Here is a 25,084-nt window from a genome sequence, read left to right on the forward strand (position 1 = left end):
ACTTCGGGAGATACTGAACCGCCCCGGATTTGAACTGACCCCCGAGAGTTGGACACGACCTTGGGGGTTCCGTGAGGAAATTCGATGTAAAGTTTAAGGAGAAGGTGGTTCGCGAGTACCTCGCTGGCAAAGGGGGCTATAAGCTCCTTGCGGCGAAATTCGGTATTGCAGAAAGCATGGTGAGGCGATGGGTCGCGGCATATCGTCACCATGGTAACGCTGGGCTCATCCGGCAGCGTGGTGCTTACACCGTTGAGTTCAAGCTTGAGGTGGTGCACCGGAGCGTGGCTGAGAACCTTTCCTGTCGAGAGCTGGCTGCCATTTACAATATCGGCAATCCGCACAGCATCACGATGTGGCAACAACAGAAAGCACGGGGAGAGCTCCGTTCGCCAAAGAGCATGCGCCCGTCGGGACAGGATGTTTCGGTGCCAGCAAAGAAAAGGACCTCGAACCAGTCGTTGGAATCTCCGCGATCTGAGGAGTCAGACCAACTGCTTCGTGAGAATCAGCAGTTACGCGCAGAGGTCGCGTACCTAAAAAAATTCAATGCCTTGGTTCTAGCAAAGAAGTTGGCGCGGCAGAAATAGCCAAAATAGTGCTTGAACTGAGGCAGGAATTCCCCTTGACCGATCTTCTCCAGGCTGCGGGGTTGCCACGCAGTACGTACTACTATCGGCTCAAAACGTTGGCCGCCCCAGACCGGCATTGTGGGCTCAAGGCGAAGATTCAGGCTGTCTATGCTGCACATCGCGGCTTGTATGGCTATCGTCGCATCACCTTGACTATCCGCAGTGATGGCGAGCTAGTCAATCACAAGAAGGTGCAGCGCATCATGAACGAATTGGGAATCAGGTCGAGGGTGCGCCGGAAGAAGTTCCGGTCGTACCAGGGCGAGGTCGGCGAGGCCGCTCCGAACCTGCTCAATCGTGAATTCACCGCGTCGGGCCCAAACGAGAAGTGGGTTACCGATGTGACCGAGTTCCGGGTCGCGGGGAAAAAGCTGTACCTTTCTCCGGTCATGGACCTCTACAATGGGGAAATTGTTGCCTACGAGTCGAGCCATCGCCCCGACTTCCCGATGGTCATGGGCATGCTCAAGAAAGCTGTCAAGAAACGCAGGAATACGGCTACACCGATGCTTCATTCAGACCAGGGTTGGCACTATCGCATGCAACCGTACCGAGCGGCACTGGCGCGCTACGGAATGAAGCAAAGTATGTCGAGAAAAGGAAATTGCTTCGATAACGCGGCCATGGAGAGCTTCTTTGGCACTCTGAAGGCCGAGTACTTCCATCTCACGGACTTCGAAGACGTCGACGCATTACGGGTAGGCCTGAAGGGCTACATCGACTACTACAACCGGCACCGCATCAAATCGAAACTTGGTGGACTGAGTCCCGTGGAATATCGAATGCGAGCGGGAAAAAATTAACGCTTCAACGTCCAACTCTCGGGGGTCAGTTCATTCCCGGGGCGGTTCAGTCTTGGGGGATCCGGCCAGTGCCGGGTCGATCTTCTATCCGTGCCGGCCAACCAGGCCGGTCACCTCATGCCGCATGCGCAAAGCGCTGGATCACTCTGTTACCGACGCGCCCCATCTAATCCAAACGGCTACCCGCATGGGTAGCCCGAGCGATTTACGGGCGCGTTGACCGTTGAACACCGCCTGCCATCCTGTGCCGTTCAGGCGTTCGCCATGTTGACATCACGTGGCTTGAGTATCGCACCGTCGGGAATTTCACCGTGTTCCATATAGCGCCACAGGGCAATCGCCAGACGGCGTGCGAGCGCCACGATACCGATGCGCCGCAGTCGCTTGCCGGTGCCGGCAAACCGCTGGTTGAACCAGCGGCTAAGCTGGCTGTTGGGCTGGAAGCGTAACCAGCTCCATGCGAGCTCGACCATCAACCACCGGCATCGCTTGTTGCCCGCCTTGCTGATACCCAGTTCGACCTGACTGGTGCCGCTGGCATATGGCGTGGGCGTCAGGCCCAGGCAGCCGGCCACTTCACGACGGTTGTGAAACTGCCGCCAGCCAAACAGTTCCCTCATCAGGGTCCAGGCGCTGCCTGTGCCGATGCCCGCAAGCTGTGCCAGCAACGCCATGCCGGGGTGCGAGCCGCCGCGCACCTGCTGGTCCTGCAGTGCTTCCAGCAGGCTTACCTGTTTGCGCACAAGCGCGAGCCGCTCACATTCGCGTTCAATCTCGGCGCGCAGGCCAGGCGGCAGTTGCTCGCGCTGCTGGGCCCACCAGTGAGTCCAGATCCGGCCACCGACATACCTGACCCGAAGGTTGTGCAGCACGAGCAAGGAGCGGATCCGGTTGGTGTGTGCGGTACGCTCCTGCCGCAGGCGCTCCAGTTCCCGGTGCAGGCGCCGGTCGTCTTCCTGCTCAGGCGTCGGGATGCGCGCGACGGCCCATAGCCGGTGCTCGCCCGCGTAATAACGCATAAGCATCGAGAGGAGCTTGTCGCTGTCAAGGCGGTCCGTCTTCGCGCGACGGGAGCGCCGGTTCACCTCGATACTGGCCGAATCCACCACGAGATTGGCAATACCCTGCTGAGCCAGCCAGCGGTGCAGCCAGAAGCCGTCGCGGCCAGCCTCATAACAGCTGTAGACGGGTGCGTCGGCGCTGAGGTGGCAACGCACCCTGGTGTTCGCGATGGCGGTGAGGACCGCCGAGGTATCACCTGCGGCGACCGTACACCGGCTCGGCGCGCGGTGGCCATCACCCAGTGAGAGCTTCCAGCTCTTATCGCCCAGTTCAAAAGCCATGTACAGCCGGCCAACTACCGTCGTATTCTGCCCTCGAAGGGCTGTGTCAGGCGCATCCATTTTGCGTGCTCCTTTGGAGAAAACGAGTATGAATCCCGTTTTTACTCCAGCGGGCCTACTTCCGCAGCCCTCCCATAGCATCTACTCAGCACTTTGCCGATGGCTCGGGCTAGGCTGCCCGATCTGGTTGCCCGAACGTCGCTTGTACTTTGGAAACCGCCGTTGGGGACAGGCCGGTTCGACCGGCAGAAGTGGGTCGACCTGAGCCAGACGCTGTCGGACTCAGTACGGCCAGGAACGAACGGCCGACACGGGCCGCCCAAGATTGTTCACAAGCTTGGTCGGTCGCATAGAAGTAGCCGCCGGAGCAGGCACGCGTGCACCCCTTTTAGACGAATCGCGAACACCTTGGATCTGTGCGGCAAGCCCACCAAAGGCACCGACGTTGGAGGGAGCATTGCCTCGCGCCCTTCGCAGATCCGCCGGCGGGCGCCGCCGGCTTTGGGTGCTCGCGTGTTTTCGCGGCCCGTAGCCTTCGACGAGAATGTCCGCGTCCCTCGAGCCGATAGATTGGCACGTCAGCCGTAGGCATATAAGCTTGCTCTTGAACCACGGTCGGTGTTGTCGGGCAGTCGAGCAACATTGCGGCAGTGCAACAGACGGCGAAAAGCTCTCGGGTGGTCCGATCGCAGACTCACGCTACACGTTCTGTCCACATTTCTTTCAGTTCCTGGCACTTCTTCACATAACCTTGTGCATGTTGGTACGGGATCGAATCATGTTAAGCATCAGTCTCAGGTCACAGCTGCAGACATATCTGCGAAACATCCGCAGACCAGTCGAATTGATCGTGTCGCAGGGCGGTGGTCAAACGTCGCACGAGATGCGGACGATGTTGAACGAAATCGCGTCGTTGACAGATCTGGTGACGGTAATCGAGGAGCAGCATGGTGACGAACGTAAGCCATCGTTTTCAATCAGGCAGGCCGGAGCAAAAGCTGGCATTCAGTTTGCCGCCACTCCGACAGGACCCGAATTTTCGTCTCTTGTCCTCGCAATACTCCAGGTGGGAGGACACCCCGTGATCGCCGACCGTACGACCATTGAACAGATCCGAACGCTAGAACGTGACTATTATTTCGAGACCTATATTTCGCTCTCTTGCGGAAGCTGTGTGGACGTTGTGCAAGCCCTGAACATGATGACGGTGATCAATCCACGGATTCACAACATTACGATCGACGGAGGAATTTTTCAAAGCGAGGTGTCGGCGCGTGATATTAGCGTTGTGCCGACGATCTACATGAACGGCGAGATATTCGGCGAGGGGCGCAGCAGCTTTGCGGAGCTCGGCGCAAAACTTCTCGACATAGAAATGAGCCTGAGAGCGGCACTGCGCGCGGCGGGTAGGCCGTAGCACTGCGCTGAAGGTCATATGGGTGGGGCGTAATCCCGGGAAATCTGCGCCGGGGGTGCGGTTGACTGAAACGCTGAAAGGACACAACGGGCGGCCCCTCAGTTGGGTGCATCGGGCGGTAGTCGGCCAGTAGGCGTCATTCGCTTTTCGCCGGCTCGGACACTCGAACGGCGGTTCCGCTCGGCACATCGGTCGTTCTACGCCGCCTGTAGCGGGCTGATGTAACGCCCTACCGAAGGATGTGGCGTTCTGCCAGAACTGCGGCACGCTGGTCCGGCACATGGGCAAAGATGGCATACGTCGATGCACTTCCCGCATGCGCGGTGCGCGGGGCTGCCGGTACTCCGCAGACATGTCGCCGCGAGGCCGTCGGCGCGGTCGAGTCGGGCCACCGCGGCATGAAGGCGATCCACGAGTGGTGGTGGTACAGAGCCGCGTGCCGCCCGGGTCGCAGTGCACGGCGCGAACTCCGGCACACGCCGTGCGGAAGAGACCGCGGGCACGCAACACGCTGCAAAAAATCAACCGACACGGACGTAATCTGTTTTTGCACCGCTTAACGCTCAGAACTCAAATGGATCTCCTTGGATTCGACGGATAACATGCCTCCGCTGGGCGATAACCAAGGCGGTGCGTTAGCTCAGATCGCCCGCAAGCGAAATGCTCTCTGTCCATCCTTCAAGGTTCTGCGGCCTCGCCTGATATGCTAAGCTGTCAAGCAGCGCCGTGCCGTGCACGAAAGTAGCGCCGGATCGATTGCTTTTCTCGGATGTATAAAGAGGAGAAGCGACCATGAAAATCCTATGGGTCGATGACCACGAAATTCTTTGCGTTGCTCTTTCCGAATATGTCCAATCACACGCGTCGGAGCTGAGCGCAACGCCAATCGAAATCACGCCAGTATTTACGCTTGCCAGCGCGCTTGAAAAAGTAAGCGAGACACCTCCCCCAGACCTAGTATTCCTGGACCTGAATCTGGATGGTGATAACCGTGGCGCCACGACACTCGAACATTTTCAGGCAGGAAATCCATCCAATGTTCCCGTGGTCATCTGCACGGGACTCTCTCTTGCAAACGATGAAGAAGTCGAAATTCTGCGGATGTGCATGCGTGACTACGCCGCGCGGGGCATCCTTTTGAAAGGAGGTGCGCATAAAAAGATGTTCATTGGACTGAGCAGGATTTTAGGAGGTGAACTCTGGATTCCAGAAGAAGTCTTGCTGCGCTTTGCCTGCGCGACACCAGCGCCCTCAGCTAGCCGGAATCAGCATCATCTTGGACTTTCTCCGCGAGAGTGGGACTTGGCGCGTTGCATTGCACGTGGTCTCTCAGGGAAACAGATCGCAAGAGAGCTCAACGTCTCCGACGGACATGTCAGACAGGTTTCCTGTGTTATTTACGACAAACTTCAAGTCAGAAACCGCGTTGAAGCTGCACTTAGAGTCAATGCCGAGTTAACCCTTGGAAGGGAGGCAGATAAGGGACTGTCCTGAAGACCTCTGCTACCCACGCATTATGTCCTCCGCCGTCACTTTCACCCGCCTTCGGTCAATGCTTTTGGTTTGTGTTTCACCAGTATGTTCAACAAGGTCTGTTCCGAAACCGGTTTCGACAAAAGCTTCATGCCACTGACGGCTACTTTTTTGAGCACAGCTGACGAGGTGTCCCCCGACCACAGGATTGCAGGGATCGACCTGTCGGTAGCAGCACGGACCGCCGCAATCGCAACAACGCCGTCCTCGTGTTCCAGCCGGTAGTCGGAGAGGATGAAGTGCGGACCACTTGTCAAAGCCTCCATGCGCAACTGTTCGATGACGTCGTGCGATGATCCACCCGCCACGACGTAGCATCCATGTTCGATCAGGCGCATCGATATTTCGATTCTCAAGTCGCTATTGTCCTCGATGATCGCCACTACCATATTGGTCAAGTCCGGGTCGCCGTTTTCAACCGTTTGAACCTCGTGCAACTCTGGCGGGATCAGTCCTACGAAGGGGACCGTCACCGAAAAACGCGATCCCCGCCCGGGTGCCGAGTCCACGTCCAGTTCGTGACCAAGAAGGTCCGCGAGACCCTGGACAATGGACAGACCTAGTCCGAACCCTTTCTCCCGATTTCTCTCGGGATTATCGACCTGCACATAGCTTTTGAAGATATCGTTTAGTCTGTCTTCAGGGATACCGATCCCGTTGTCCCACACGCTTATCCTTACGCGGCTGCTGCCACGCCTCTGGCAGCTCACCAGAACATGTCCTTTCGTCCCTCGCTGCTCGGAAGGCGTGTAACGGACCGCATTGATCACCATGTTCCGGACGATCCTGTCCAACGCATGTCGATCTGTACGCACCAGATAGGGTCGGCTATGAAGTCTTAACTTCAGCCCCTTCGCCCCGGCCAGCGGCTGCGTATCCGCGACTATGCCGTGTAAAAGGGAAGGCAGCGCCACCTCTTGAATTTCTACACTCCAGGTGCCGGACTCGAGGCGGCAGATATCCAGCGCGCCGTTAATCATCCCTTCCATCGCATCCACTTGCCTTTGCGCAATCGAGACGTCTTCGGCCAGATTGGTTGATTCAATGGTCCGCTCGATATAATTTAACTTCAAGCCGAGTGTCGTGAGCGGCTGGCGCAAGTCATGGCTTATCGCGGCGATGAGTTGGTTCTTCTCCGCCTTTGCCGCTTCAGCCCGCGATCGCGCCTCATCGAGAATCACCCCTTTGACATATGCGCGCTTCTGATTGTGAAAAATGAACCAGGCGATGAAACAATAGCCAATCAGTTGAGCCGTAAACCAGACCAGCATTCCTGGCCGGTAAACAAATAGAGGTGGCGCTATGCTAAATCCAAATGGGATAGCGCCCAGCACGAGTGAACCTAAAGTCGCGCGAAGACTAGGTGCGAGCAGCAGCAAAGTAAATGCATGGCTGATCAGCGTATACTCGAAGAAACCGTACCTGGCCAATTTCGAGTAAGCAGCATGGCTAGAGAAGTCGGGTGGAGTTAACCCAAAGCTACCCGCCGCCCACCAAAACGATGTCAGTATGACCAATGCAGTCCAGGCCCAGTGCATCTGCTCGATTTCGTTGGCGCCAGCGTGCTTTGGGAGCGCCATTGTCTTTTTCAGTAAGTACGTTGCTGCGGGGGTGGCCACTCCCCACAGTCCTAAGACCCAGACGACACGGAACAAAAGATAGACATCCGAAGTTTTGATCCACGATCCAAATACAAACAAGAGCGCGCTCCCGACCGACAGGAGCACGATCCAATATACCGCTCGACGGGACAGTGATCCCAACAACTCGCGTTTGACAACGAGATTCTGCTCTGGACTGAGTGCTGCAGCCGGTCCCAGAAACAAATTCACAAGGTCAGCGAATCTGGGGCGTTCGTTATAGACCGTTGCACTCGCACTCAGGGACGTACTGGCCCTGAGCTTTTCGCCCGCGTCGGAATCATCTCGTGTTTGAGTGCAGGACGCCATGGGAGGCCTCCGAGGATCAGCTTCAGCATGCGCTCCATTGTGCTACCGGTCCGCCAGCAAGTCGACGGACAAATGTTCCGTGACTTGCCGAACAAATGTTCATGGGGTAGACGATCGCGGTCCTGTTCAAATGCATTTTCAGATGGCACGCCACTGGCCTTGGTCACCCGCCTTCGGTCAATGCTTTTGGTTTGTGTTTCACCAGTATGTTCAACAAGGTCTGTTCCGAAACCGGTTTCGACAAAAGCTTCATGCCACTGACGGCTACTTTTTTGAGCACAGCTGACGAGGTGTCCCCCGACCACAGGATTGCAGGGATCGACCTGTCGGTAGCAGCACGGACCGCCGCAATCGCAACAACGCCGTCCTCGTGTTCCAGCCGGTAGTCGGAGAGGATGAAGTGCGGACCACTTGTCAAAGCCTCCATGCGCAACTGTTCGATGACGTCGTGCGATGATTCTCCCGCCACGACGTAGCATCCATGTTCGATCAGGCGCATCGATATTTCGATTCTCAAGTCGCTATCGTCCTCGATGATCGCCACTACCATATTGGTCAAGTCCGGGTCGCCGCTTTCAACCGTTTGAACCTCGTGCAACTCTGGCGGGATCAGTCCTACGAAGGGGACCGTCACCGAAAAACGCGATCCCCGCCCGGGTGCCGAGTCCACGTCCAGTTCGTGACCAAGAAGGTCCGCGAGACCCTGGACAATGGACAGACCTAGTCCGAACCCTTTCTCCCGATTTCTCTCGGGATTATCGACCTGCACATAGCTTTTGAAGATATCGTTTAGTCTGTCTTCAGGGATACCGATCCCGTTGTCCCACACGCTTATCCTTACGCGGCTGCTGCCACGCCTCTGGCAGCTCACCAGAACATGTCCTTTCGTCCCTCGCTGCTCGGAAGGCGTGTAACGGACCGCATTGATCACCATGTTCCGGACGATCCTGTCCAACGCATGTCGATCTGTACGCACCAGATAGGGTCGGCTATGAAGTCTTAACTTCAGCCCCTTCGCCCCGGCCAGCGGCTGCGTATCCGCGACTATGCCGTGTAAAAGGGAAGGCAGCGCCACCTCTTGAATTTCTACACTCCAGGTGCCGGACTCGAGGCGGCTGATATCCAGCGCGCCGTTAATCATCCCTTCCATCGCATCCACTTGCCTTTGCGCAATCGAAACGTCTTCGGCCAGTTTGGTTGATTCAATGGTCCGCTCGATATAATTTAACTTCAAGCCGAGCGTTGTAAGCGGCTGGCGCAAGTCATGGCTTATCGCGGCGATAAACTGGTTCTTTTCCGCCGCTGCCGCTTCAGCCTGCGATCGCGCCTCCTCGAGAATGACCTCATTTACAGATACACGCCTCTGATCGTTGCAAACAAACCATGCCATGAAAAAGTAGCCGGTTAGTTGAGCCGTATTCCAATCAAACATTCCTGGCCGCTTGATAAATAGTACTGGTGCCATGCTAAACCCGAACGGGATGGCGCCGAACACGAGTGAACCTAAAGTCGCACGAAGACTAGGCGCGAGCAGCAGTAAGGTAAATGCTTGGCTGATCATCGTCAGCTCAAAAAAGTTATACCTGCGCAATATATATTTATAGCCATGAAGCAGCGAGAACTCGGGCGGGCCGAACCCAAAGCTACCTGCCGCCCACCAAAACGATGTCAGCATGACCAATGCAGCCCATCTCCAGTGCATCTGCTCGATCGCGTTGGCACCAGCGCGCTTTGGGAGGGCCACTGTCCTTTTCAGTAAGCATAATGCGACGGGAGCGGCCATCCCCCACAGTCCAAAGACCCAGACGGCAGGGAACAAAGATGCATATCTGAAGGTTTGATTCCACGATCCAAATACCAACCAGAACGCGCTTCCGACCAACAGTAGCGCGATCCAACATACCGTTCGACGGGACAGTGATCCCAATAACTCGCGCTTGACAAGGAGATTCTGCTCGGTACTGAGTGCTGCAACCGGTCCCAGAAAAAGATTCACAAATTCAGCGAATCGGCGGCGCTCGATTTTCTGAACCGTTTCACTCACAGTCAGTGATGTACTGGCCCCGGGCTCTTCGTCCGCGTCGGAATCGTTTCGTGTTTGAGTACAGGACGCCATGAGAGGCCTCCGAGGATCAGCTTCAGCATGCGCTCCATTGTGCTACCGGTCTACCAGCAAGTCGATGGACAAGTGTTCCGTTACTGCCGAACAAATGTTCGTGGTCCACTCAGGTGAACCGTTTCCAGGGCCTCTCCGGTGCCACGCAGTGCCAGCAACCCGCAGTCGAGCTGCATCCGTAGTGCGACGGGTGCGCCGTACTCTCAATAAGTCACCGTAACGAATAATCGTAAAGTGATACCGAACATTTATTCGGCTACAAGGAACATTTAATGCCGAACATCAAATAGTCGCCCTAACTACAACTGACATGGTTACACGCAGGAATAATGCAACATAATTCGACACAAGAAAGGCGTACTTCACAGCACAATGACTCCCGTTCTTCTCTTCTCGCATGCCCAATACGAGTACGGCTCTATAACCGACCGAGGGGAAAACGCAGTGCATACGAGCGCATCGTCCGTTTTTCGAGCAATACGGCTTAGTCGGCATGCGCCCATTAGGCCTACAGAATTTTCAGTTGGCCCCATTTAAGGAGTTCCATCATGAAAACTTTCGCATGCCTCGTCCTCGCCTGCGGTGCGCTTGCCAGCCCGGTCGTCAGCTTCGCTCAAAGCACCGCGCCCGTCACCCGCGCACAGGTGCGCGCGGAACTGATCCGTCTCGAGGAGGCTGGCTATCACGTCGGCGACGGCGACCAGACGACGTATCCCGAGAAAATTCAGGCAGCTGAAGCGAAGATCTCCGCACAGGACAGCCAGCAGGCGGTTGACAACGCCGTTGGCGGCACGACGCTCAGCGGCACGTCAGCCGCTGGCAGTTCCCAGCATCTGCCGATGCCTTCGTCATCGTCATGCGTCGGCCCCGCAAGTTACTGCAACACGTTCTTCGGTAACTGAACACCGATGGGTCTGCCGACACCGCCCCGACGGTCCGGGTAACGTGCCGGAATTGGCTGGGGCGTCGTCACCGGCGGCGTCCGAATCTAATGCGCCGGTCGTTCGTTCTGCACGCCACCAGAGCCCAGAACAAAACACAGTTCAGGCGAGGCGGCGTGCACGGATCTCGTAACTGGCAAACAGGAGATGAAACATGACCTGCAAGTTTTGGAAAGGGATGGTGCTTGCGAGCGCCGCATTGCTGACCGCAAGCGGTACGGCGCGTGCAGAAGATGAGTGTTCGAACGCAACGCTCAAAGGCCTCTACGGCTTTTCGCTTCGCGGCGAATTCATCGGCTTCTTCGACGCAGGCGGCAATCCACACCGAATCCCCAATCCCTCCCTCGTTGACGCAGTGTTTATCCAGAAGTTTGATGGCACTGGCGCCTTCACCCGGTCTGACTACGTCACTAGTGACGGGTTTAAGCGGCCCGGATTGACAGACCCGATAACCGGATTTGATACGGGCGAAACCGGCACATATACCGTCTTCCCGAACTGCACGGGCGTCATGCACATTACGTTTCCCGCTCCCATCGCTTCCACCATCATCGACGTTAGATTCGTGCTGACCGAAAGGGGTCACCGACTTCACGGTGTTGTCAGCCATCAGGAAATTGCCGGCCCTTTCACTGCGTTGGATGGAATAACAACCTGCGGCCCAACGCCGGCGTGCAACATGCGGGCTCAGGAAAGCGTGATAGGTGAGAAGTTCGACGTAGAAGGACGAGGAGAAGGACGAGGTCGCTGAAGAGGCGTTGGCGACTACTGGATCACTCTGTTTTGAGAGCTAGAGCGAACTGTGGCGGAAGCACGCTTGTAGGCCTCGAGGACGCGAAGCAACGCTGCTAGAGACGACTTTGGGTCGGGGGGCATCTGTTCGATTCGCGCGAAAGCGGTCATTGCCGCATCGCCACTATCGCGGCGCGGTGAATGGCGGGTATGCCGACATGCCGTCGAACGGACGAGGAGAGTGGATGGCCGTAGCACCCGCTACAAGCGGCCTTTGACTGCGCGCGGACCTAACCGTCAGTTGTGGGTCGACAAGACTCATTCGCCAATAACGAATGCTGACATTCGCCGGTACCGGGTCGCGAATGTCGGCTAAGCGATCTCGACCTGCCGCACGTTCTTCGGCGGCCACCGTCCGCAATGGCCGATTATGCCAAGTCGTTGATTATGGAAAGTAGCTGTGCTGGTCGGCGGCACGAACCGGTAATCACAGGGTGTGGCGGCAGGTGACGCCCCACGAACTCGACATAATCTCAGCGATGATCTGGAGTAACGGTTCCACCTGAGGGGACCGTTATGAAGCCAACCCGTTTGTACCCGGCCAAGTCCAACGCGCCGTCTTTTGCATCATTCCCACCGCACATTACTGCCGAATTGCATCGCTACGATGCATATCTGCGCGATGTACGGGGACTGGCAGCCGAGACCCGTAAGAACCGACTTCGTGTTGTCGGTTTGCTCTTGCGAGACAGATTCGAGCGGTGCGCTATCGACTTCAGAAAGGTGCGCCCCGACGATGTTCGCCAGTTTCTTTCGGCGCAGTTGAGAGCAGGCGGCTCGGCTTCTTATGCCTCCCATCTGGCAGCAACGTTACGTAGTTATCTGCGTTACCGGACCGTTTGCGGAGACCAACCCGGCAAGCTCTCCACCGTCATTCTGAATCCGGTCCACTGGAAGCTGGCATCCCTGCCACGTGCGCTCAAGCCAGAAGAAGTTATCCGCCTCCTGGGCGCCGTTGCAGGCGCTCGGCGCTGGCCGAAGCGTAGCTATGCGATGGTCCGGCTGGCACTGGACATGGGGTTGCGTTCTGGCGAGATCGCACATCTCATGATCCGCGACATCGACTGGCGCGAAGGCACTGTGACGTTGAGAGGCACGAAGTCGCTGCGCCAGGACGTCATGCCGTTGCCGATGGCATGCGGGCAGGCGCTGGCTGACTATCTGCAACACGAACGTCCAGCGACCAGCCACCCGGCCCTCTTTGTCCGGCGAGTAGCAGGGCGAGACCAGCCCGTTACCTCGACGGCGGTCCAGAAGGTGATCAAGCGGGCCTGCAGTCGTAGCGGTCTGCTGCACTCCACTGCCCACGCACTTCGGCATACCCTGGCCTGTCGCCTCGTCGAGAACGGCAGCTCGCTCAAGGAAGTGGCTGACCTGCTGCGTCACCGGTCGCTCAATACCACCCTGATCTACGCCAAGCTAGACACGCCGAAGCTGTCGGCAGTCGCTCTGCCGTGGCCGGGGAGTCAATCATGAGCGCGCGCATCAGCTTGCAGCAGCGGATCGACGACTACTTCGTCGAGAGGCGCTCCCTGGGATTTGAGTTGCGCTCGCGGGACACGCTCCTGGCCAGTTTCGCCCGTTACGCCGCCGATCGGCATCACCGTGGCCCACTTACGGCCGACCTCATGACGGATTGGGCCCGGCAGGATAAATGGCACCGTGACACGCCGGCGACCTGGGCGGCCCGGTTGGCGATAGTTCGCCACTTCGCCCGCTACCTGAAGCAGTTCGAACCGGATACCGAAATCCCGGAGGAAGCGGTGTTCGGTCCTGAGCGGGGACGTGTTGCCCCGCATATCTTCCATGAGGACGAAATCGTTGCGTTGCTGGCGGCGGCCTGCCGGCTCGATCCAAAGGGAAGTCTCCGGCCAGTTACCTACGAGACCTTGTTCGGCCTGATGGCCTCGACTGGCCTGCGGGTCTCCGAGGCCATTCATTTGCGCGATGCCGACGTCGACCTCAAGCGTGGGATGCTGACCATTCGACAGACCAAGGTCGCCAAGTCGCGACAACTGCCGATCCATCCGGGCACCGTTGCCGCGTTAAGGCGCTACCGACGGCAACGCATTCAGCAGATTGCCAATACCCCTGACATGTCGTTTCTGATCAGCAGTCGTGGTCGGCGACTGGGACAGCCCCTTGGAGAGCGACAGGCTCATCGTGTCTTCAACTCGCTACGTGATAGCCTTGGCTGGGTGAACCGCGGCGCTCATACGGCGCCACGGCTTCATGATCTGCGGCATACCTTCGCCGTGCGACGCATGATGCTCTGGCATGCCGAGGGTACCGACATCGATCAGATGATGCTGGCGCTGTCGACCTACATGGGTCATGCCGAGATCTTCTACACGTACTGGTATCTGACGGCTGTTCCGGAATTGATGGCCTTGGCCGGCGGCAAGTTTGAGCGTTTCGCCGATCTCGCCGGAGACGGCAATGTATAGGCAAACTAAGACAGCGCCTTCGTTTGCCGCGCTCGTGCAAGCCTGGTTCGCCGAATACCTGACCCAGCAGCGGGCACTCAGCGAGCAAACCATTGCAGCCTATCGCGATAGCTTCGTACTCTTCCTTGACTTCGTAGAGGCGAGCCTGGGCAAGCCGCCAGCCACGATGGCACTCGCCGATATGACGCCGGAACTGATCATGGCCTTCCTCGATCACCTTGAACGTCAAAGGCACAATTGTGTACGCACGCGCAATGCACGTCTGGCAGCGCTGCGGTCGTTCCTGAAGTTTGCCGCGCACCGCGATGTCGCGTCGTTACAAGCGATTGAGCGCGCCTTGGGCGTTCCGGTCAAGCGCTTCGATCGCCCGATATTTAGCTATCTGTCGCGCGAGGAGATGCTAACGGTGATCGGTACGCCCGGCGGTTCCTGGCTGAGCCAACGCGATCACCTTCTGTTCCTGCTGATGTACAACACCGGAGCGCGCGTCTCGGAGATTACCGGGGTGAAAGTTGCGGATGTGGTCCTTGATGACAGTTCTGCCTGCATTCATTTGCGCGGCAAAGGACGCAAGCAGCGCAGTGTGCCGCTTTGGCGCTCTACCGTGAAGGCGGCACGGGCATGGTTGCGGGTCAATCCGGAATTCCAGCCGACATCGCCACTGCTTCCGAATCGGAACGGTCACGCAATGACGAGAGCCAATGTTGCGTTGAGGCTGACGTTGGCTGCCAGGAACGCAGCCCGTTCCTCTCCCGGTCTGGCAGAGCGACACGTATCGCCCCATACCATCCGACACACCACGGCCATGCACCTACTACAGGCTGGCGTCGACATCAGCGTAATCGCGTTGTGGCTCGGACATGAGAGCCCCGTCACGACACACCATTACGTCGAAGCCGACCTGAACATGAAGGAACGTGCGCTTGCCAGGCTTCACGAACCAGGCAGCAAGGTCCCGCGCTATCGGGCACCTGACTCGCTGCTCAACTTCCTGAAGGCGCTGTGATTATGCAAAGGCCGGAATTCGTGCTTGCCGCTTTCCATCAGCTCTCGACGCGAGTTCCGACCTGCTACTTTCCATAATCAACGACTTGGCATAATCGGCCTTATGGAAAGCTTCGCATAAGGCCGAGTACCTGTCGGCCGACGTGTGCAACCGAATGGCCGTTGTTTCCAGGCAACTGCCATCGAAGCGTCGCTGGGTCGAGTGACGCTTGTGGGTCGCCAAGCGTCGCTCGCGACTGGCCGGGTTCGGCCACTGGTGTGACGCGCAATTCGACGTATAGCGGGCTGGATAAAAAGGGGCGTTATTGCACTTGCGCCGATTCGGGATGCGCAGTGATCGTTGGTCCGCGCGGGCTCTATCCGTTTGCTGCGATCGCCCCCGGCACGCTTGCCGCGTTGACGTCGCGCAGCTTGCACACAGTGCGGCGCCTCACGCATCGCACGTATCGGGTCACTAATTGGCGTCGGGACGAGAACGCAAGGGGCGAGGCGGGCGCCGCATCATGTTCGCCCAATGGGTCCGGTGGGCTCGTCTTGGCCCGAAGCAAGCTTGACGCGCGAAACGAGCCAGTCTGCCAGCACGAACCACACCGCGGCGACGGCGAACGCCAGGACGTAGGCAGGCCCGGGTCCAGCGAATGCCTTGACCCACGACAGCATCCACCCGGTCGCGGCCGGGCCGAAGATCTGCGGCAGCACCATCGACACGTGCCAGATGCCCATAGCCCTGAGCATAAGGGTGAATTGAAAGGCACATCCGGTTTGAGCCGGTGTCATGGGCAGCAGCGTGCTAACGGGCCGACCTCGCTGTAGCCTTAGAGGCTCGGCAAAAAACGGTCGTGCAGCCATCTTGCTTTTCGTCCATCTAACTCAACATATTGCCCGATTACCGCGCTACCAGATAACAGAACGTGAACCGCAAAATTCGCTCTCGAAAACACAGCCGCCCGGCTATGTCACCTTTACTGCGCGCGCTGACTTACAGCCACGCTTCGCTTGAGCCTGTGACGCAGGCGATGCTCCTGCGGTGCTACATTGCACTGGATGCTTTCCGACGGGGCGACGGCTCACGCGACCTGTTTTCAACGCTTGGTCGAACCCTTCTGATTGCGGAAGAACTCGGACGGCTCGGTCATTGGGCAAGCGCGGCGGCCGACATTGAATCGGCACAAGGCGCACTTATGCATATCAACGTCGAAGAGCACGCAGGCGGCGAGTGGCGTGTCTGTGATGCAGATTACTTGGCTTTATCCACCGGTCTTGCTGTATTCAGTGAGCAACTCAGCGCTGCTTCCCTCGACGACATCGCGAAAGCTGAGGCCCGGATGCTCGAGGGTCTTCTTGGTTCGGAGCGGGCGACGCGACAGGCTAAAGAGCTGGCCTGAAGGCTTTTCATCGCCTGGCTCGCTGCCGTCGGATGCCTTCGCTGCGCAGTGGGGCTTTCGGCCCGGACGAGAAGTGTCGTGCGTCATACTCACGCGCGAGCTGGTCCTTCAGAAGGAAATGGGGGGGCGCTCAACCAGAACCGGTTCACTCACAAAACGACGCGCTATCCAATTGCTACGCCGACGTCGTGCGTCGCAAATAATAACGCCCCCCGGATTTTGGTCGCGAGGGGCGCTATCACGTCAGAACACTTTCGCTTACAGTGCGGCGTCCTTCAGCTTCTTCAGCGGGCGCACCTTAAGCCGCACCGAAGCGGGCTTCGCCGCGAACCATTTGTCTTCACCCGTGAACGGGTCCTTGCCGAAGCGCTTTTTCTTGGCGGGCACGCCCTGAGCCATAACCTTCAGCAGACCGGGCAGTGTGAACTCCTTCGCGCCCTTCTTGTGGACCGATGTCAATCAAGTCGAACGAGTGTGCAAGTCATCGAGCGTCGGTTTGATGCCCGGTGATTTGCTGCAGCGCACCTACCGCATCGCGACCATCATGCTAGGATTTCTGCGTACAACGCAGGCGTCAGGAGGGTGGCATGGACGGCTTCGTCAGGCATCAGATAGAAGGTGCGTCCGTCGACATCGACGTGATACCGGCTACGCGACTTGGTTACTGCGCGCGCTTTCGCATTTTCCGTGACGCGTCTGATAACCCGGAGTGGCACAGGGTGTATGTGTCGGGCAGTGTGTTCGATACGGCCGAGCAAGCGGAGGAAGCGGCCAGGTCGATGGCGCTCGAACGGGTGCTGGCGGGGGCGGCTAAGCCGCACCCATGAAAATTGCCGACCAACGGTCGGCAATTGAGTCTCTTGCGGTCCAGGCCACGCTCTCGGCGGGGGACGCCGACGCCATACGCACGGCGCGCAGGTGTTACGAAATCGGAGGTGGTGACCCGTTTGTCAGCGCGGCGGGAACACTCATTCCCCCCGGTGTCCCCGGAGGCTCGCCTGCTGTTTTGTCAGTCACCTACGGACGACGCGTATCCGTCCGCGCCCGAAGCGTGCCCGGGACCAGGCTCGTGCCGGTCTGGGCCTTGAAACCAGTAACCCTGTCCGACGCATTCGCCGTCACAGCCGGGACAATATTGCCGGTCCCGTATGTCAGCGTTAGCACGCCACACGTTTTCGCTCACCGGACTTGCTGTCCCAACGGTGCGGCCATTTTCGCATGCGTAAAAGACAGGCTCACCAGCTTTTCCGCGCCCAACCGCATCGTCAATCGCCTCGTCTCCGAAGGCTGAACGAACGTAGCCATCTCCGGCATCGGATGGTCGACCTGCCGAACGCGTGCATCCATGATTCAGCCCTTGTTAAAAAGTGTCAGTTCACTCTTGCGGATTTGCGTGTACGATACTGTATAAATATACAGGTTTTGTGCCTCTAATGTCTACTGCTACCGTCCATGCTGAGGAGATACACCCGTCCCTGTGGCGGGCGTCGCAGCTCGCGCGCAGTCGCGGACGGGTTGTCGAGACTGGGTATCCGGCGCTGTCGGCGGAGCTGCCGGGTGGCGGATGGCCTGTCGGAGCGCTAGTCGACCTGCTGGTCCAGCAAGCCGGGGTCGGCGAACTCCGACTGCTGCGTCCAGCGCTCAGCGCCGCGGGAAATCGGCCGGTCGCGTTCGTGCAACCGCCTCATACCCCTGACGGACTGGGGCTGAATTACATCGGCCTTTCCTTGGACCAGGTGCTCCGTGTGAACGCACACAAATCTGCGGATGCGCTGTGGTCGGCGGAACAGATTCTTCGCGCCGGCAGCTGCGGCGCGCTGATTTTCTGGACGCAGTACGCGCAGGCCTCATCACTTCGACGTCTGCACCTCGCTGCCCAGTCATCGGAGACGCTTTTCATCATGGTGCGGCCACTGGCCGCTGCACAGGATGCGTCGCCGGCGCTGTTACGGCTCGCACTCAGACCATCAGCCGATGGCCTGACTGTGGACATTGTGAAACGACGAGGGCCCTCTCGCGCAGAGCCCTTGTCGATTCCCCTTCAACCCACCCCTGTTTTGCTTTCCCGACATGCGCGTCTTTCTCGCCGTTCATCTGCCGAAGTTGCCGCTCGAGGTCTTCAGACCGAAGTGGTCACCTGAGCCTGCTCACGGTAGCGCCGTGCTCGAGAAAGACAAGGTCATCATTGCGGACGCTACCGCCCGCACGGCAGGTGTGCGCCTCGGGATGAAGCGCGGCGGTGTGCTGACGCTGTCGCCCGAAACGGAAATGCATGAGCGCGACATGGGTCGCGAAGGCGCGGCGCAGCGCGAGGTTGGCATCGCCCTGATGCGCTTCTCGCCAGAAGTCGCACTGCTCGATGAAGCGACGGTCGTCGTCGAGGTCGGCGCGAGTTTGCGCCTCTTTGACGGCCTGCTTGCGCTGAGTCGCGAGGCGAAGGCCGTCCTCGGTGCGCTTGGCTTCACCGCACGCATTAGCGCAGCACCGACTGGCCAGGGCGCCTGGCTGCTCGCGAAGCATGGGAATCGGCGAGTGTTGAAACTTGCATCGCTTGAAAATCACCTCTCCGCACTGCCGATGGCCGCAGTCCCGGAGGTCCGTCCGTTTTTCGACTGGTTCAATGGTCTGGGCTGCGAGACCATCGCTGACATACGGCGCTTACCTCGCGCAGGACTGCAACGCCGATGTGGCGAGCACCTTCTGGATTCTCTTGACCGAGCCTTCGGTACCGCGCCCGAACTATTCGACTGGCTCGAGCTGCCACCAACCTTTTCTGCGCGCATCGAGATGCCAGACCGACTCGAGCACGCGGACGGAGCAGTGTTTGCCGCGCACCGCCTGATTGTGCAGCTATGCGGTTGGCTTTGCGCCAAACAACTCGCGGTAACGGGTGTTCGCCTATCGCTAGAGCACGAGCGTGGCCGTGATGCCATTGAGCCAACCGTTGTCGACATCGCACTGGGAGAACCGACATGGCGCGAAGAACACCTGGTCAGACTGGTGAAGGAGCGGTTGCATCGTATTGAACTGGCCGCGCCGATGATTGCCTTGCGGCTTGATGCGACGAACGTCGAGCCAGCGGCGCCAGCATCCGATACGCTTTTCCCTGAACCGGGTGGCTCCAAAGAGGACCATCAGAAGCTGCTCGAACTGCTTGTCGCACGTCTGGGCGAGGAGAACGTCCTGCGGCCGGCGCCGACGGCTGACCATCGCCCCGAGATTGCGAACCGCTGGATTCCGGTCTCGCAAAAGAAAAAACCAGGCACGCTCCCGGAAGGCCTGCCGAGGCCCACATGGATGCTCGATACACCCGTGCGCCTGTTGATGCGTAAGCATCGCCCGTTCTATGGCTCCCCGTTGCGCATGGTGTCGCCTGGTGAGCGCATTGAAGCCGGCTGGTTTGATGGTGAACTCGTCACACGCGACTATTTTGTCGCGCAGGGAGAAGACACGAGCTGTTACTGGATTTACCGGGAACGCGTCAGCAGCCGCGACGCCGAAGAAGAGCAGCGCTGGTTCCTCCATGGCTTATTTGGATGATGGGCCGTGGACACGACCTTCAATATCCTTCCGGCGTACGCCGAGCTCCTTTGCCGGTCGAACTTCTCTTTCCTGAGAGGCGCCTCGCACGCTGAAGAGCTTGCCGAGCGCGCGGCGCAGTTGGGTTACTCAGCGCTCGCCATAACGGATGAGTGCTCACTGGCTGGCGTGGTGCGCGCTCACGTCGCCGCGAAGGCAGCGAAGCTTCCTTTTATCGTCGGCGCCTACTTCAAGCTGGTCAACGCCGACGGGTCGCCGGCATTCGGACTTATCCTGCTCGCAAAGAATCGCGAGGGGTACAGTAACCTGTCCGAACTCATTACTCTCGCCCGGACACGCGCGCCGAAAGGTGAATATCGACTGACGCCGCAGGACCTGTCGAGACCAGACAAGGAATATCGTCATCTGCTGGGAGTGCCGGATTGCCTCGCGATTCTCGTCCCGGATTTCCCTGCGAAAGAGGACGTGCTGGAGGCGCAGGTCGACTGGCTCGACGACACGTTCACGGGCCGTGCATGGATAGGTCTGGTGCTACATCAACGCGCAATGGACGACATCCATCGGGGCTCAGTGGAGTTTGTCGCTCGCAACTTTGATGTCCCCGTAGTGGCGCTCGGCGACGTTGTCATGCATGTGCGCTCCAGGAAGCCACTGCAAGACACGATGACTGCCATCCGCGTCGGCAAGCCCGTTCACGAATGTGGTTATGACCTCGCACCCAACGCGGAGCAGCATTTGCGCTCGCGGCTTCGGTTGGCCAACCTCTATCCGGACGACGCGCTCGCCGCGACCGTGGACATCGCGAGTCGCTGCACGTTTTCGCTCGATGAACTGCGTTACGAATATCCCGATGAATTGGTGCCCGCAGGCATTACACCGGCTGCGTATCTCCGGCAGGAGACATACATCGGCGCGCAGCGGCGCTTTCCATCTGGCATTCCGCACAAAGTGCAGGAGCAGATTGAACACGAGCTCGAGCTGATAGCAGACCTGCAATACGAGCCGTACTTTCTCACGGTCTATGACATCGTGCGTTTCGCGCGGAGCCAGCACATCCTCTGTCAAGGACGCGGGTCGGCAGCGAATAGTGCCGTTTGTTATTGCCTCGGCGTCACCGAGGTGGACCCCGCGCGCGGGAACATGCTTTTTGAGCGTTTCATCAGCAAGGAGCGTGGCGAGCCGCCAGACATTGATGTGGACTTCGAGCATCAGCGACGCGAAGAGGTCATTCAATACATCTATCGGAAATACGGTCGCGACCGCGCAGCAATTGCTGCCGCAGTGTCGACGTATCGGCCACGAGGCGCGTTACGTGAGACAGGCAAGGCACTCGGCGTTGACCCTCAGATTGTCGACCTGGTGGCGAAGTCGCATCACTGGTTCGATACCAGCCAGGACCTCCTGAAGCGCTTCGCGGAGTCCGGCCTTGACCCGGAGAAGCCCCTGATTCAGGCGTGGGCGAGGCTTGCATCTCAACTGCTTGGCTTTCCGCGGCACCTGTCACAGCACTCGGGTGGATTTGTCATCAGTCGCGGCAAGCTCACGCGCCTCGTCCCGGTCGAAAACGCTGCCATGGCAGACCGCAGCGTGATTGAGTGGGACAAGGACGATTTGGAGTCACTCGGACTTCTGAAAATCGACGTGCTTGCGCTCGGGATGTTGTCCGCGATTCGCCGCACGCTCGACCTGGTGTCGGAGCAGCGCGGCGAGCGCTTTGAAATGCAAGACATACCGGCTGAGGACCCCGTGACTTACGAGATGATTTCGGCGGCGGACACCGTTGGCGTCTTCCAGATTGAATCTCGCGCCCAGATGTCGATGTTGCCGCGCATGCAGCCCCGCACGTTCTACGATTTGGTCATCGAGGTCGCCATCGTCCGGCCAGGCCCCATTCAGGGTGGCGCTGTTCACCCTTACCTGCAGCGGCGGCAGGGTTTCGAGCCCGTGACCTATCCGAGCGATGCGCTTAAGACGGCGCTCGGCCGCACGCTCGGCGTGCCGATTTTCCAGGAGCAGGTGATGCAGGTTGCCATCCTGGCAGCTGGTTTCACTCCGGGCGAGGCTGACGGCTTGCGGCGAGCCATGGCCGCGTGGAAGCGCAAAGGCGGTCTGGAAAAATACTACAACCGCATCGTGGTCGGCATGCAGGAACGCGGGTACGACCTTGCCTTCGCCGAGTCGATTTTTGAGCAGATTAAAGGCTTCGGTGAATATGGTTTTCCAGAGAGCCATGCCGCCAGCTTCGCGCTGCTCGTGTATGCGAGCAGTTGGCTAAAGTGCCACGAACCTGAAGCGTTTCTGGCCGCAATGCTGAACTCGCAGCCAATGGGCTTTTACTCGCCGTCACAGTTGGTGCAGGACGCACAGCGCCATGATGTCAGGGTATTGCCAGTTGATGTCTCCATCAGCGGATGGGATTCGTCACTTGAACACGGTGCTGGCGCGAGCCGACCGGCTGTCCGTCTCGGTCTGTCGCTGCTTCGCGGCATGAAGGAAGGTGCTGCAGAACGAATCGAGAACGCTCGGGCGGTCCGCCCGTTCGAAAGCGTTAGCGACCTTGCCTGCAGGGCGCAGCTCGACCGAAAGGACCTGCATGTCCTTGCTGACGCAAACGCGTTGGCATCGCTTGCCGGAAACAGGCGGGAAGCTCTTTGGCAGTCGGTCGCGGCCGTGCCGGACAAAGACATGCTTGCCATCGCCTCGGTACAGGATGAGACGCCTGAGTTGGGCGCACCGACTGAAGCGAACGACATCGTCGCAGACTACAGGTCTGTCGGATTGACGTTAGGACGGCACCCGCTGGAACTGCTCCGGCCGCAACTGCGCGCAAACCGGCTGATGCCTGCGGCAACCCTGCGTACATACCGCGACGGCCAGCTGGCTCGAGGTTGCGGGCTTGTGACCGTACGTCAGCGACCGGGAACAGCCAAAGGCGTGATGTTCGTGACGCTGGAAGACGAAACCGGGAACGTGAATGTCATCGTCTGGCCGAGCCTGCTGGAGAGACAGCGCAAGGAAGCCCTCGGAGCGTCGCTGCTCGCTGTGTATGGCACCTGGCAATGCCAGGGCGAAGTGCGACATCTCGTTGCGCAGCGACTGGTCGACATGTCTCACCTGATAGGCGGACTTGTCACGGCGAGCAGGAACTTCTGCTGAATGCATGCAAATGCGTATCATGAAAGGACAATACGGAGGCATTCATGTGCTATTCGGCTCAAATCCTGGCGGACTATCGAAAATTTGTGCGCATGTTCGGCGCTTTGATGGACATCCGCGAGTTCGCACGGCTGTTTTTTGAGCGCGCGGAGGGCATCAGCAAAGCGAAAATACCAAAAGCCATGGAAGACGCCTTTGCTGAACCGCAGGATGAAGCAGAGCGCGAAATCAATGCTCTTATCGCGCGGTTCACATCGGCGCAGGCGACGAAGCTCGAGCAGGACCTGTTCAAACAGCGCAAGCGGCTAGCCGATGCCGAACGCACGTTGCAGACAAAAATTACCAAAGCAGCAACGGAAAGTCAGCGAATCGCCACGGATAAGATTGCATGGACCAAGGGAAAACTTGAAGACCTGCAGCGAACCGAACTGCAACCGCGGGACTCGCGCATTTTTCCAGGCAACTACGCGCCTGTGATGATTATGGAAAATGGTCGACGGGTCGTGAAGCCGATGCGTTACCAATGCCGCATCGCTGGAAAGCCTGCGTCATACGATACCAAATACCCCGGTACTTACAATGCGCGCCGGGATAGTCTCGAAGGTTTCTGGGCACCATGCTTTGGACGCACGCATGCCGTCCTTCTTGTTGAAGTTTTCTACGAAAATGTGAGCAAAGCGAAGTTCGAAGGCACGTTACTGGAGACTCACGAGCGCGATGAAAATGTCGTTCTCGAGTTTCGTCCGAGCACCGGCGAGCTGATGCATGTCGCCTGTCTGTGGTCACGATGGAGCGCGCCGGGGCAGCCAGACCTGCTTTCATTTGCTGCCATCACGGATGAACCTCCTCCAGAGGTAGCCGCCGCAGGACATGACCGGTGCATCATTCCTATCAAGCCGGAAAACATAGATGCATGGCTCAACCCTGACCCGAAGAATCTGGACGCGATGTACGCGATTCTTGATGACAGGGACCGGCCGTACTACGAGCACCGACTGGCGGCATAAACAGAATGGACACCCTCGGTTCAACCGGTTTGGAGAGCGAGCGATGGCCGTTCGGCGTGGGTGTCAAACCGATACATCGCGTTCGGCAAGTCGTATCTTAAACCGGACCTTATCGCGTCAGCGCGCACAATTGGCACACGTCGAATCTGTCGACATGCGTCCGTCAGAGCTCAGCGCTTCACTCTGCAGCGGAGGCGTGCGGTAGCTAAAAGTGCGAGGTCATTGAGAACACGTTTTCTTCTACAATCTCGCGTCCGATGCTGAACGCACGCAAATTTTCTGCTGCCTGATAGACCTCAATCGAAGCCGTGCTTTTCGCCAATGCGCGGGCCCTGTCGCGCAAGATCAGGGGGGCGCGGCAACCAACGATAATTTCCCGAACCGCTCCTTCTGGCAGGTCGATAAGCACGCTCGACTTCCGAAAGAGCAAGCGATATTCGGACTCATAAGCCCAAGCGAAAGACTTTTGGAAGGCTGCTTTATAAGCGAACAGTTGCGCCTTTTCCTTGAACGGATGGTAGATGGGCGCATCCACAGCGTACTGAATCTTTCCGTGGCCGGTCACTTCACTCCATGAGGTGAGAGCCGTCTCGTCAAAGCCGACACAAAATCCGGTATGGTTCCGCCCATAATGCGCCCAGAGAAGTTCGTTTTCCCAATGTTCAGTGAAGCAGGCAACTCCAATCGACGCGAGTAAGTCGGCGCGGATTGCTTGCTCAATGTACCACTGCCCGCCATTGAGGTTGCCGCGCCACGATTGAAACTCGGCCTCTGTCGACCCCGGCTTCTGGGCCATGAAATGCGTTCGGTGCGTTTCCTCGTCAGCCTCCAGGTCGAGGACTACCTTGAACTCGAATGGGTCGTTGAAAGAATGAGGGCTGGCCACCCACAACTGTCCATCGTGGGCAATGCCATCAAATCGGTCCGTCCGCTCGGCGTCGGGCTCGGAGAAGAATTTGTACAGCAAAGTTGTCCTCGTTTTCGTTGTGGTAACGCCCGCTGGATATCGGCGTCACGT

At 58.5% G+C, this 25,084-nt stretch carries 19 protein-coding genes and 2 pseudogenes; 14 read left to right on the forward strand and 7 right to left on the reverse strand.

Features of this window, described 5'->3' with window-relative positions:
- The first annotated feature begins 71 nt into the window (after window positions 1–71).
- Window positions 72–1,435, forward strand: a protein-coding gene (locus B0G69_RS18330; protein WP_121319838.1) for an IS3 family transposase whose coding sequence is annotated in 2 segments (ribosomal slippage) — window positions 72–546 and window positions 546–1,435 — 1,365 coding nt in all. Because the reading frame shifts where the segments join, the coding sequence is not laid out codon by codon here.
- Window positions 1,436–1,686: 251 nt separating this feature from the next.
- Here the strand turns inward: B0G69_RS18330 and B0G69_RS18335 are convergent.
- Entirely contained in the window at window positions 1,687–2,838 is a 1,152-nt protein-coding gene (locus tag B0G69_RS18335; protein ID WP_121319840.1) for an IS110 family transposase, read from the reverse strand.
- Between the two features lie 832 nt (window positions 2,839–3,670).
- On the opposite strand from B0G69_RS18335, the gene B0G69_RS18340 reads away from it, so the two are divergent.
- Both B0G69_RS18340 and B0G69_RS18345 read left to right on the forward strand, forming a co-directional pair.
- The gene (locus B0G69_RS18340) at window positions 3,671–4,195 is read left to right on the forward strand and encodes an alkyl hydroperoxide reductase (protein ID WP_241991388.1); all 525 of its coding nucleotides are present in this window, start codon (window positions 3,671–3,673) and stop codon (window positions 4,193–4,195) included.
- Window positions 4,196–4,987: 792 nt separating this feature from the next.
- Window positions 4,988–5,689, forward strand: coding sequence for a response regulator transcription factor (locus B0G69_RS18345; protein WP_121319844.1), 702 nt, complete (start codon window positions 4,988–4,990; stop codon window positions 5,687–5,689).
- A 41-nt stretch (window positions 5,690–5,730) separates the two neighbouring features.
- On the opposite strand, the gene B0G69_RS18350 is transcribed toward B0G69_RS18345, so the two are convergent.
- Complete coding sequence (locus B0G69_RS18350) at window positions 5,731–7,677, reverse strand: HAMP domain-containing sensor histidine kinase (protein WP_121319846.1); 1,947 nt, start codon at window positions 7,675–7,677, stop codon at window positions 5,731–5,733.
- A gap of 163 nt (window positions 7,678–7,840) precedes the next feature.
- The gene (locus tag B0G69_RS18355) at window positions 7,841–9,793 is read right to left on the reverse strand and encodes a HAMP domain-containing sensor histidine kinase (protein WP_121319848.1); all 1,953 of its coding nucleotides are present in this window, start codon (window positions 9,791–9,793) and stop codon (window positions 7,841–7,843) included.
- 548 nt (window positions 9,794–10,341) lie between these two features.
- Between B0G69_RS18355 and B0G69_RS18360 the strand changes: the two genes are divergently transcribed.
- The 5 genes from B0G69_RS18360 (at window position 10,342) to B0G69_RS18380 (ending at window position 14,979) form a co-directional block, all read left to right on the forward strand.
- The gene (locus tag B0G69_RS18360) at window positions 10,342–10,695 is read left to right on the forward strand and encodes a DUF4148 domain-containing protein (RefSeq protein ID WP_199731290.1); all 354 of its coding nucleotides are present in this window, start codon (window positions 10,342–10,344) and stop codon (window positions 10,693–10,695) included.
- 193 nt (window positions 10,696–10,888) lie between these two features.
- Window positions 10,889–11,485 (forward strand): hypothetical protein, encoded by a 597-nt coding sequence (locus B0G69_RS18365; protein ID WP_121319852.1) that lies wholly within the window; start codon window positions 10,889–10,891, stop codon window positions 11,483–11,485.
- A gap of 557 nt (window positions 11,486–12,042) precedes the next feature.
- The gene (locus tag B0G69_RS18370) at window positions 12,043–13,002 is read left to right on the forward strand and encodes a tyrosine-type recombinase/integrase (protein ID WP_121317750.1); all 960 of its coding nucleotides are present in this window, start codon (window positions 12,043–12,045) and stop codon (window positions 13,000–13,002) included.
- Window positions 12,999–13,973: a tyrosine-type recombinase/integrase gene (locus B0G69_RS18375; RefSeq protein ID WP_121317752.1), complete on the forward strand. Its 975-nt coding sequence runs from the start codon at window positions 12,999–13,001 to the stop codon at window positions 13,971–13,973. Before B0G69_RS18370 ends, B0G69_RS18375 begins: the two co-directional genes overlap by 4 nt.
- Window positions 13,966–14,979 (forward strand): tyrosine-type recombinase/integrase, encoded by a 1,014-nt coding sequence (locus B0G69_RS18380; RefSeq protein ID WP_121317754.1) that lies wholly within the window; start codon window positions 13,966–13,968, stop codon window positions 14,977–14,979. Before B0G69_RS18375 ends, B0G69_RS18380 begins: the two co-directional genes overlap by 8 nt.
- A 500-nt stretch (window positions 14,980–15,479) precedes the next feature.
- Here B0G69_RS18380 and B0G69_RS18385 read toward each other — a convergent pair whose 3' ends face one another.
- The gene (locus tag B0G69_RS18385; protein ID WP_241991389.1) at window positions 15,480–15,701 is read right to left on the reverse strand and encodes a hypothetical protein; all 222 of its coding nucleotides are present in this window, start codon (window positions 15,699–15,701) and stop codon (window positions 15,480–15,482) included.
- Between the two features lie 188 nt (window positions 15,702–15,889).
- Between B0G69_RS18385 and B0G69_RS18390 the strand changes: the two genes are divergently transcribed.
- A complete protein-coding gene (locus B0G69_RS18390) occupies window positions 15,890–16,363 on the forward strand; it encodes a hypothetical protein (RefSeq protein WP_121319854.1) in 474 nt (157 codons plus the stop codon).
- A gap of 258 nt (window positions 16,364–16,621) precedes the next feature.
- Here the strand turns inward: B0G69_RS18390 and B0G69_RS18395 are convergent.
- A pseudogene (locus B0G69_RS18395) lies at window positions 16,622–16,816 on the reverse strand (HU family DNA-binding protein); the annotation flags it as partial.
- 134 nt (window positions 16,817–16,950) lie between these two features.
- On the opposite strand from B0G69_RS18395, the gene B0G69_RS18400 reads away from it, so the two are divergent.
- Window positions 16,951–17,190: a hypothetical protein gene (locus tag B0G69_RS18400; RefSeq protein WP_121319858.1), complete on the forward strand. Its 240-nt coding sequence runs from the start codon at window positions 16,951–16,953 to the stop codon at window positions 17,188–17,190.
- 182 nt (window positions 17,191–17,372) lie between these two features.
- Here B0G69_RS18400 and B0G69_RS42980 read toward each other — a convergent pair.
- Window positions 17,373–17,710 (reverse strand): annotated as a pseudogene (locus B0G69_RS42980) (hypothetical protein).
- Window positions 17,711–17,796: 86 nt separating this feature from the next.
- Between B0G69_RS42980 and imuA the strand changes: the two are divergent.
- Genes imuA through B0G69_RS18425 form a run of 4 tightly spaced genes read left to right on the forward strand, consistent with a single transcriptional unit; the run spans window position 17,797 to window position 24,066 of the window.
- Window positions 17,797–18,504, forward strand: coding sequence for a translesion DNA synthesis-associated protein ImuA (gene imuA, locus B0G69_RS18410; RefSeq protein WP_121319860.1), 708 nt, complete (start codon window positions 17,797–17,799; stop codon window positions 18,502–18,504).
- The gene (locus tag B0G69_RS18415; RefSeq protein ID WP_121319862.1) at window positions 18,434–19,903 is read left to right on the forward strand and encodes a DNA polymerase Y family protein; all 1,470 of its coding nucleotides are present in this window, start codon (window positions 18,434–18,436) and stop codon (window positions 19,901–19,903) included. The genes imuA and B0G69_RS18415 overlap by 71 nt, the downstream gene beginning before the upstream one ends.
- Before the next feature lie 6 nt (window positions 19,904–19,909).
- Complete coding sequence (locus tag B0G69_RS18420) at window positions 19,910–23,059, forward strand: error-prone DNA polymerase (protein ID WP_121319864.1); 3,150 nt, start codon at window positions 19,910–19,912, stop codon at window positions 23,057–23,059.
- 44 nt (window positions 23,060–23,103) lie between these two features.
- Window positions 23,104–24,066 carry an SOS response-associated peptidase family protein gene (locus B0G69_RS18425; RefSeq protein ID WP_121319866.1) on the forward strand — a complete coding sequence of 321 codons (963 nt, stop codon included), beginning with the start codon at window positions 23,104–23,106 and terminating at the stop codon, window positions 24,064–24,066.
- A gap of 205 nt (window positions 24,067–24,271) precedes the next feature.
- On the opposite strand, the gene B0G69_RS18430 is transcribed toward B0G69_RS18425, so the two are convergent.
- Window positions 24,272–25,033 carry a DUF2971 domain-containing protein gene (locus B0G69_RS18430; protein WP_121319868.1) on the reverse strand — a complete coding sequence of 254 codons (762 nt, stop codon included), beginning with the start codon at window positions 25,031–25,033 and terminating at the stop codon, window positions 24,272–24,274.
- Window positions 25,034–25,084 lie beyond the last annotated feature (51 nt).

Source organism: Paraburkholderia sp. RAU2J, from assembly GCF_003634845.1.
Taxonomy (GTDB): Bacteria; Pseudomonadota; Gammaproteobacteria; order Burkholderiales; family Burkholderiaceae; genus Paraburkholderia; species Paraburkholderia fynbosensis.

Coding starts and splice junctions, on each gene's coding strand:
- B0G69_RS18335 (WP_121319840.1), bottom strand. CDS start 2,838: ATGGATGCGCCTGACACAGCCCTTCGAGGGCAGAATACGACGGTAGTT.
- B0G69_RS18340 (WP_241991388.1), top strand. CDS start 3,671: ATGTTGAACGAAATCGCGTCGTTGACAGATCTGGTGACGGTAATCGAG.
- B0G69_RS18345 (WP_121319844.1), top strand. CDS start 4,988: ATGAAAATCCTATGGGTCGATGACCACGAAATTCTTTGCGTTGCTCTT.
- B0G69_RS18350 (WP_121319846.1), bottom strand. CDS start 7,677: ATGGCGTCCTGCACTCAAACACGAGATGATTCCGACGCGGGCGAAAAG.
- B0G69_RS18355 (WP_121319848.1), bottom strand. CDS start 9,793: ATGGCGTCCTGTACTCAAACACGAAACGATTCCGACGCGGACGAAGAG.
- B0G69_RS18360 (WP_199731290.1), top strand. CDS start 10,342: ATGAAAACTTTCGCATGCCTCGTCCTCGCCTGCGGTGCGCTTGCCAGC.
- B0G69_RS18365 (WP_121319852.1), top strand. CDS start 10,889: ATGACCTGCAAGTTTTGGAAAGGGATGGTGCTTGCGAGCGCCGCATTG.
- B0G69_RS18370 (WP_121317750.1), top strand. CDS start 12,043: ATGAAGCCAACCCGTTTGTACCCGGCCAAGTCCAACGCGCCGTCTTTT.
- B0G69_RS18375 (WP_121317752.1), top strand. CDS start 12,999: ATGAGCGCGCGCATCAGCTTGCAGCAGCGGATCGACGACTACTTCGTC.
- B0G69_RS18380 (WP_121317754.1), top strand. CDS start 13,966: ATGTATAGGCAAACTAAGACAGCGCCTTCGTTTGCCGCGCTCGTGCAA.
- B0G69_RS18385 (WP_241991389.1), bottom strand. CDS start 15,701: ATGGGCATCTGGCACGTGTCGATGGTGCTGCCGCAGATCTTCGGCCCG.
- B0G69_RS18400 (WP_121319858.1), top strand. CDS start 16,951: ATGGACGGCTTCGTCAGGCATCAGATAGAAGGTGCGTCCGTCGACATC.
- imuA (WP_121319860.1), top strand. CDS start 17,797: ATGTCTACTGCTACCGTCCATGCTGAGGAGATACACCCGTCCCTGTGG.
- B0G69_RS18415 (WP_121319862.1), top strand. CDS start 18,434: ATGCGCGTCTTTCTCGCCGTTCATCTGCCGAAGTTGCCGCTCGAGGTC.
- B0G69_RS18425 (WP_121319866.1), top strand. CDS start 23,104: ATGTGCTATTCGGCTCAAATCCTGGCGGACTATCGAAAATTTGTGCGC.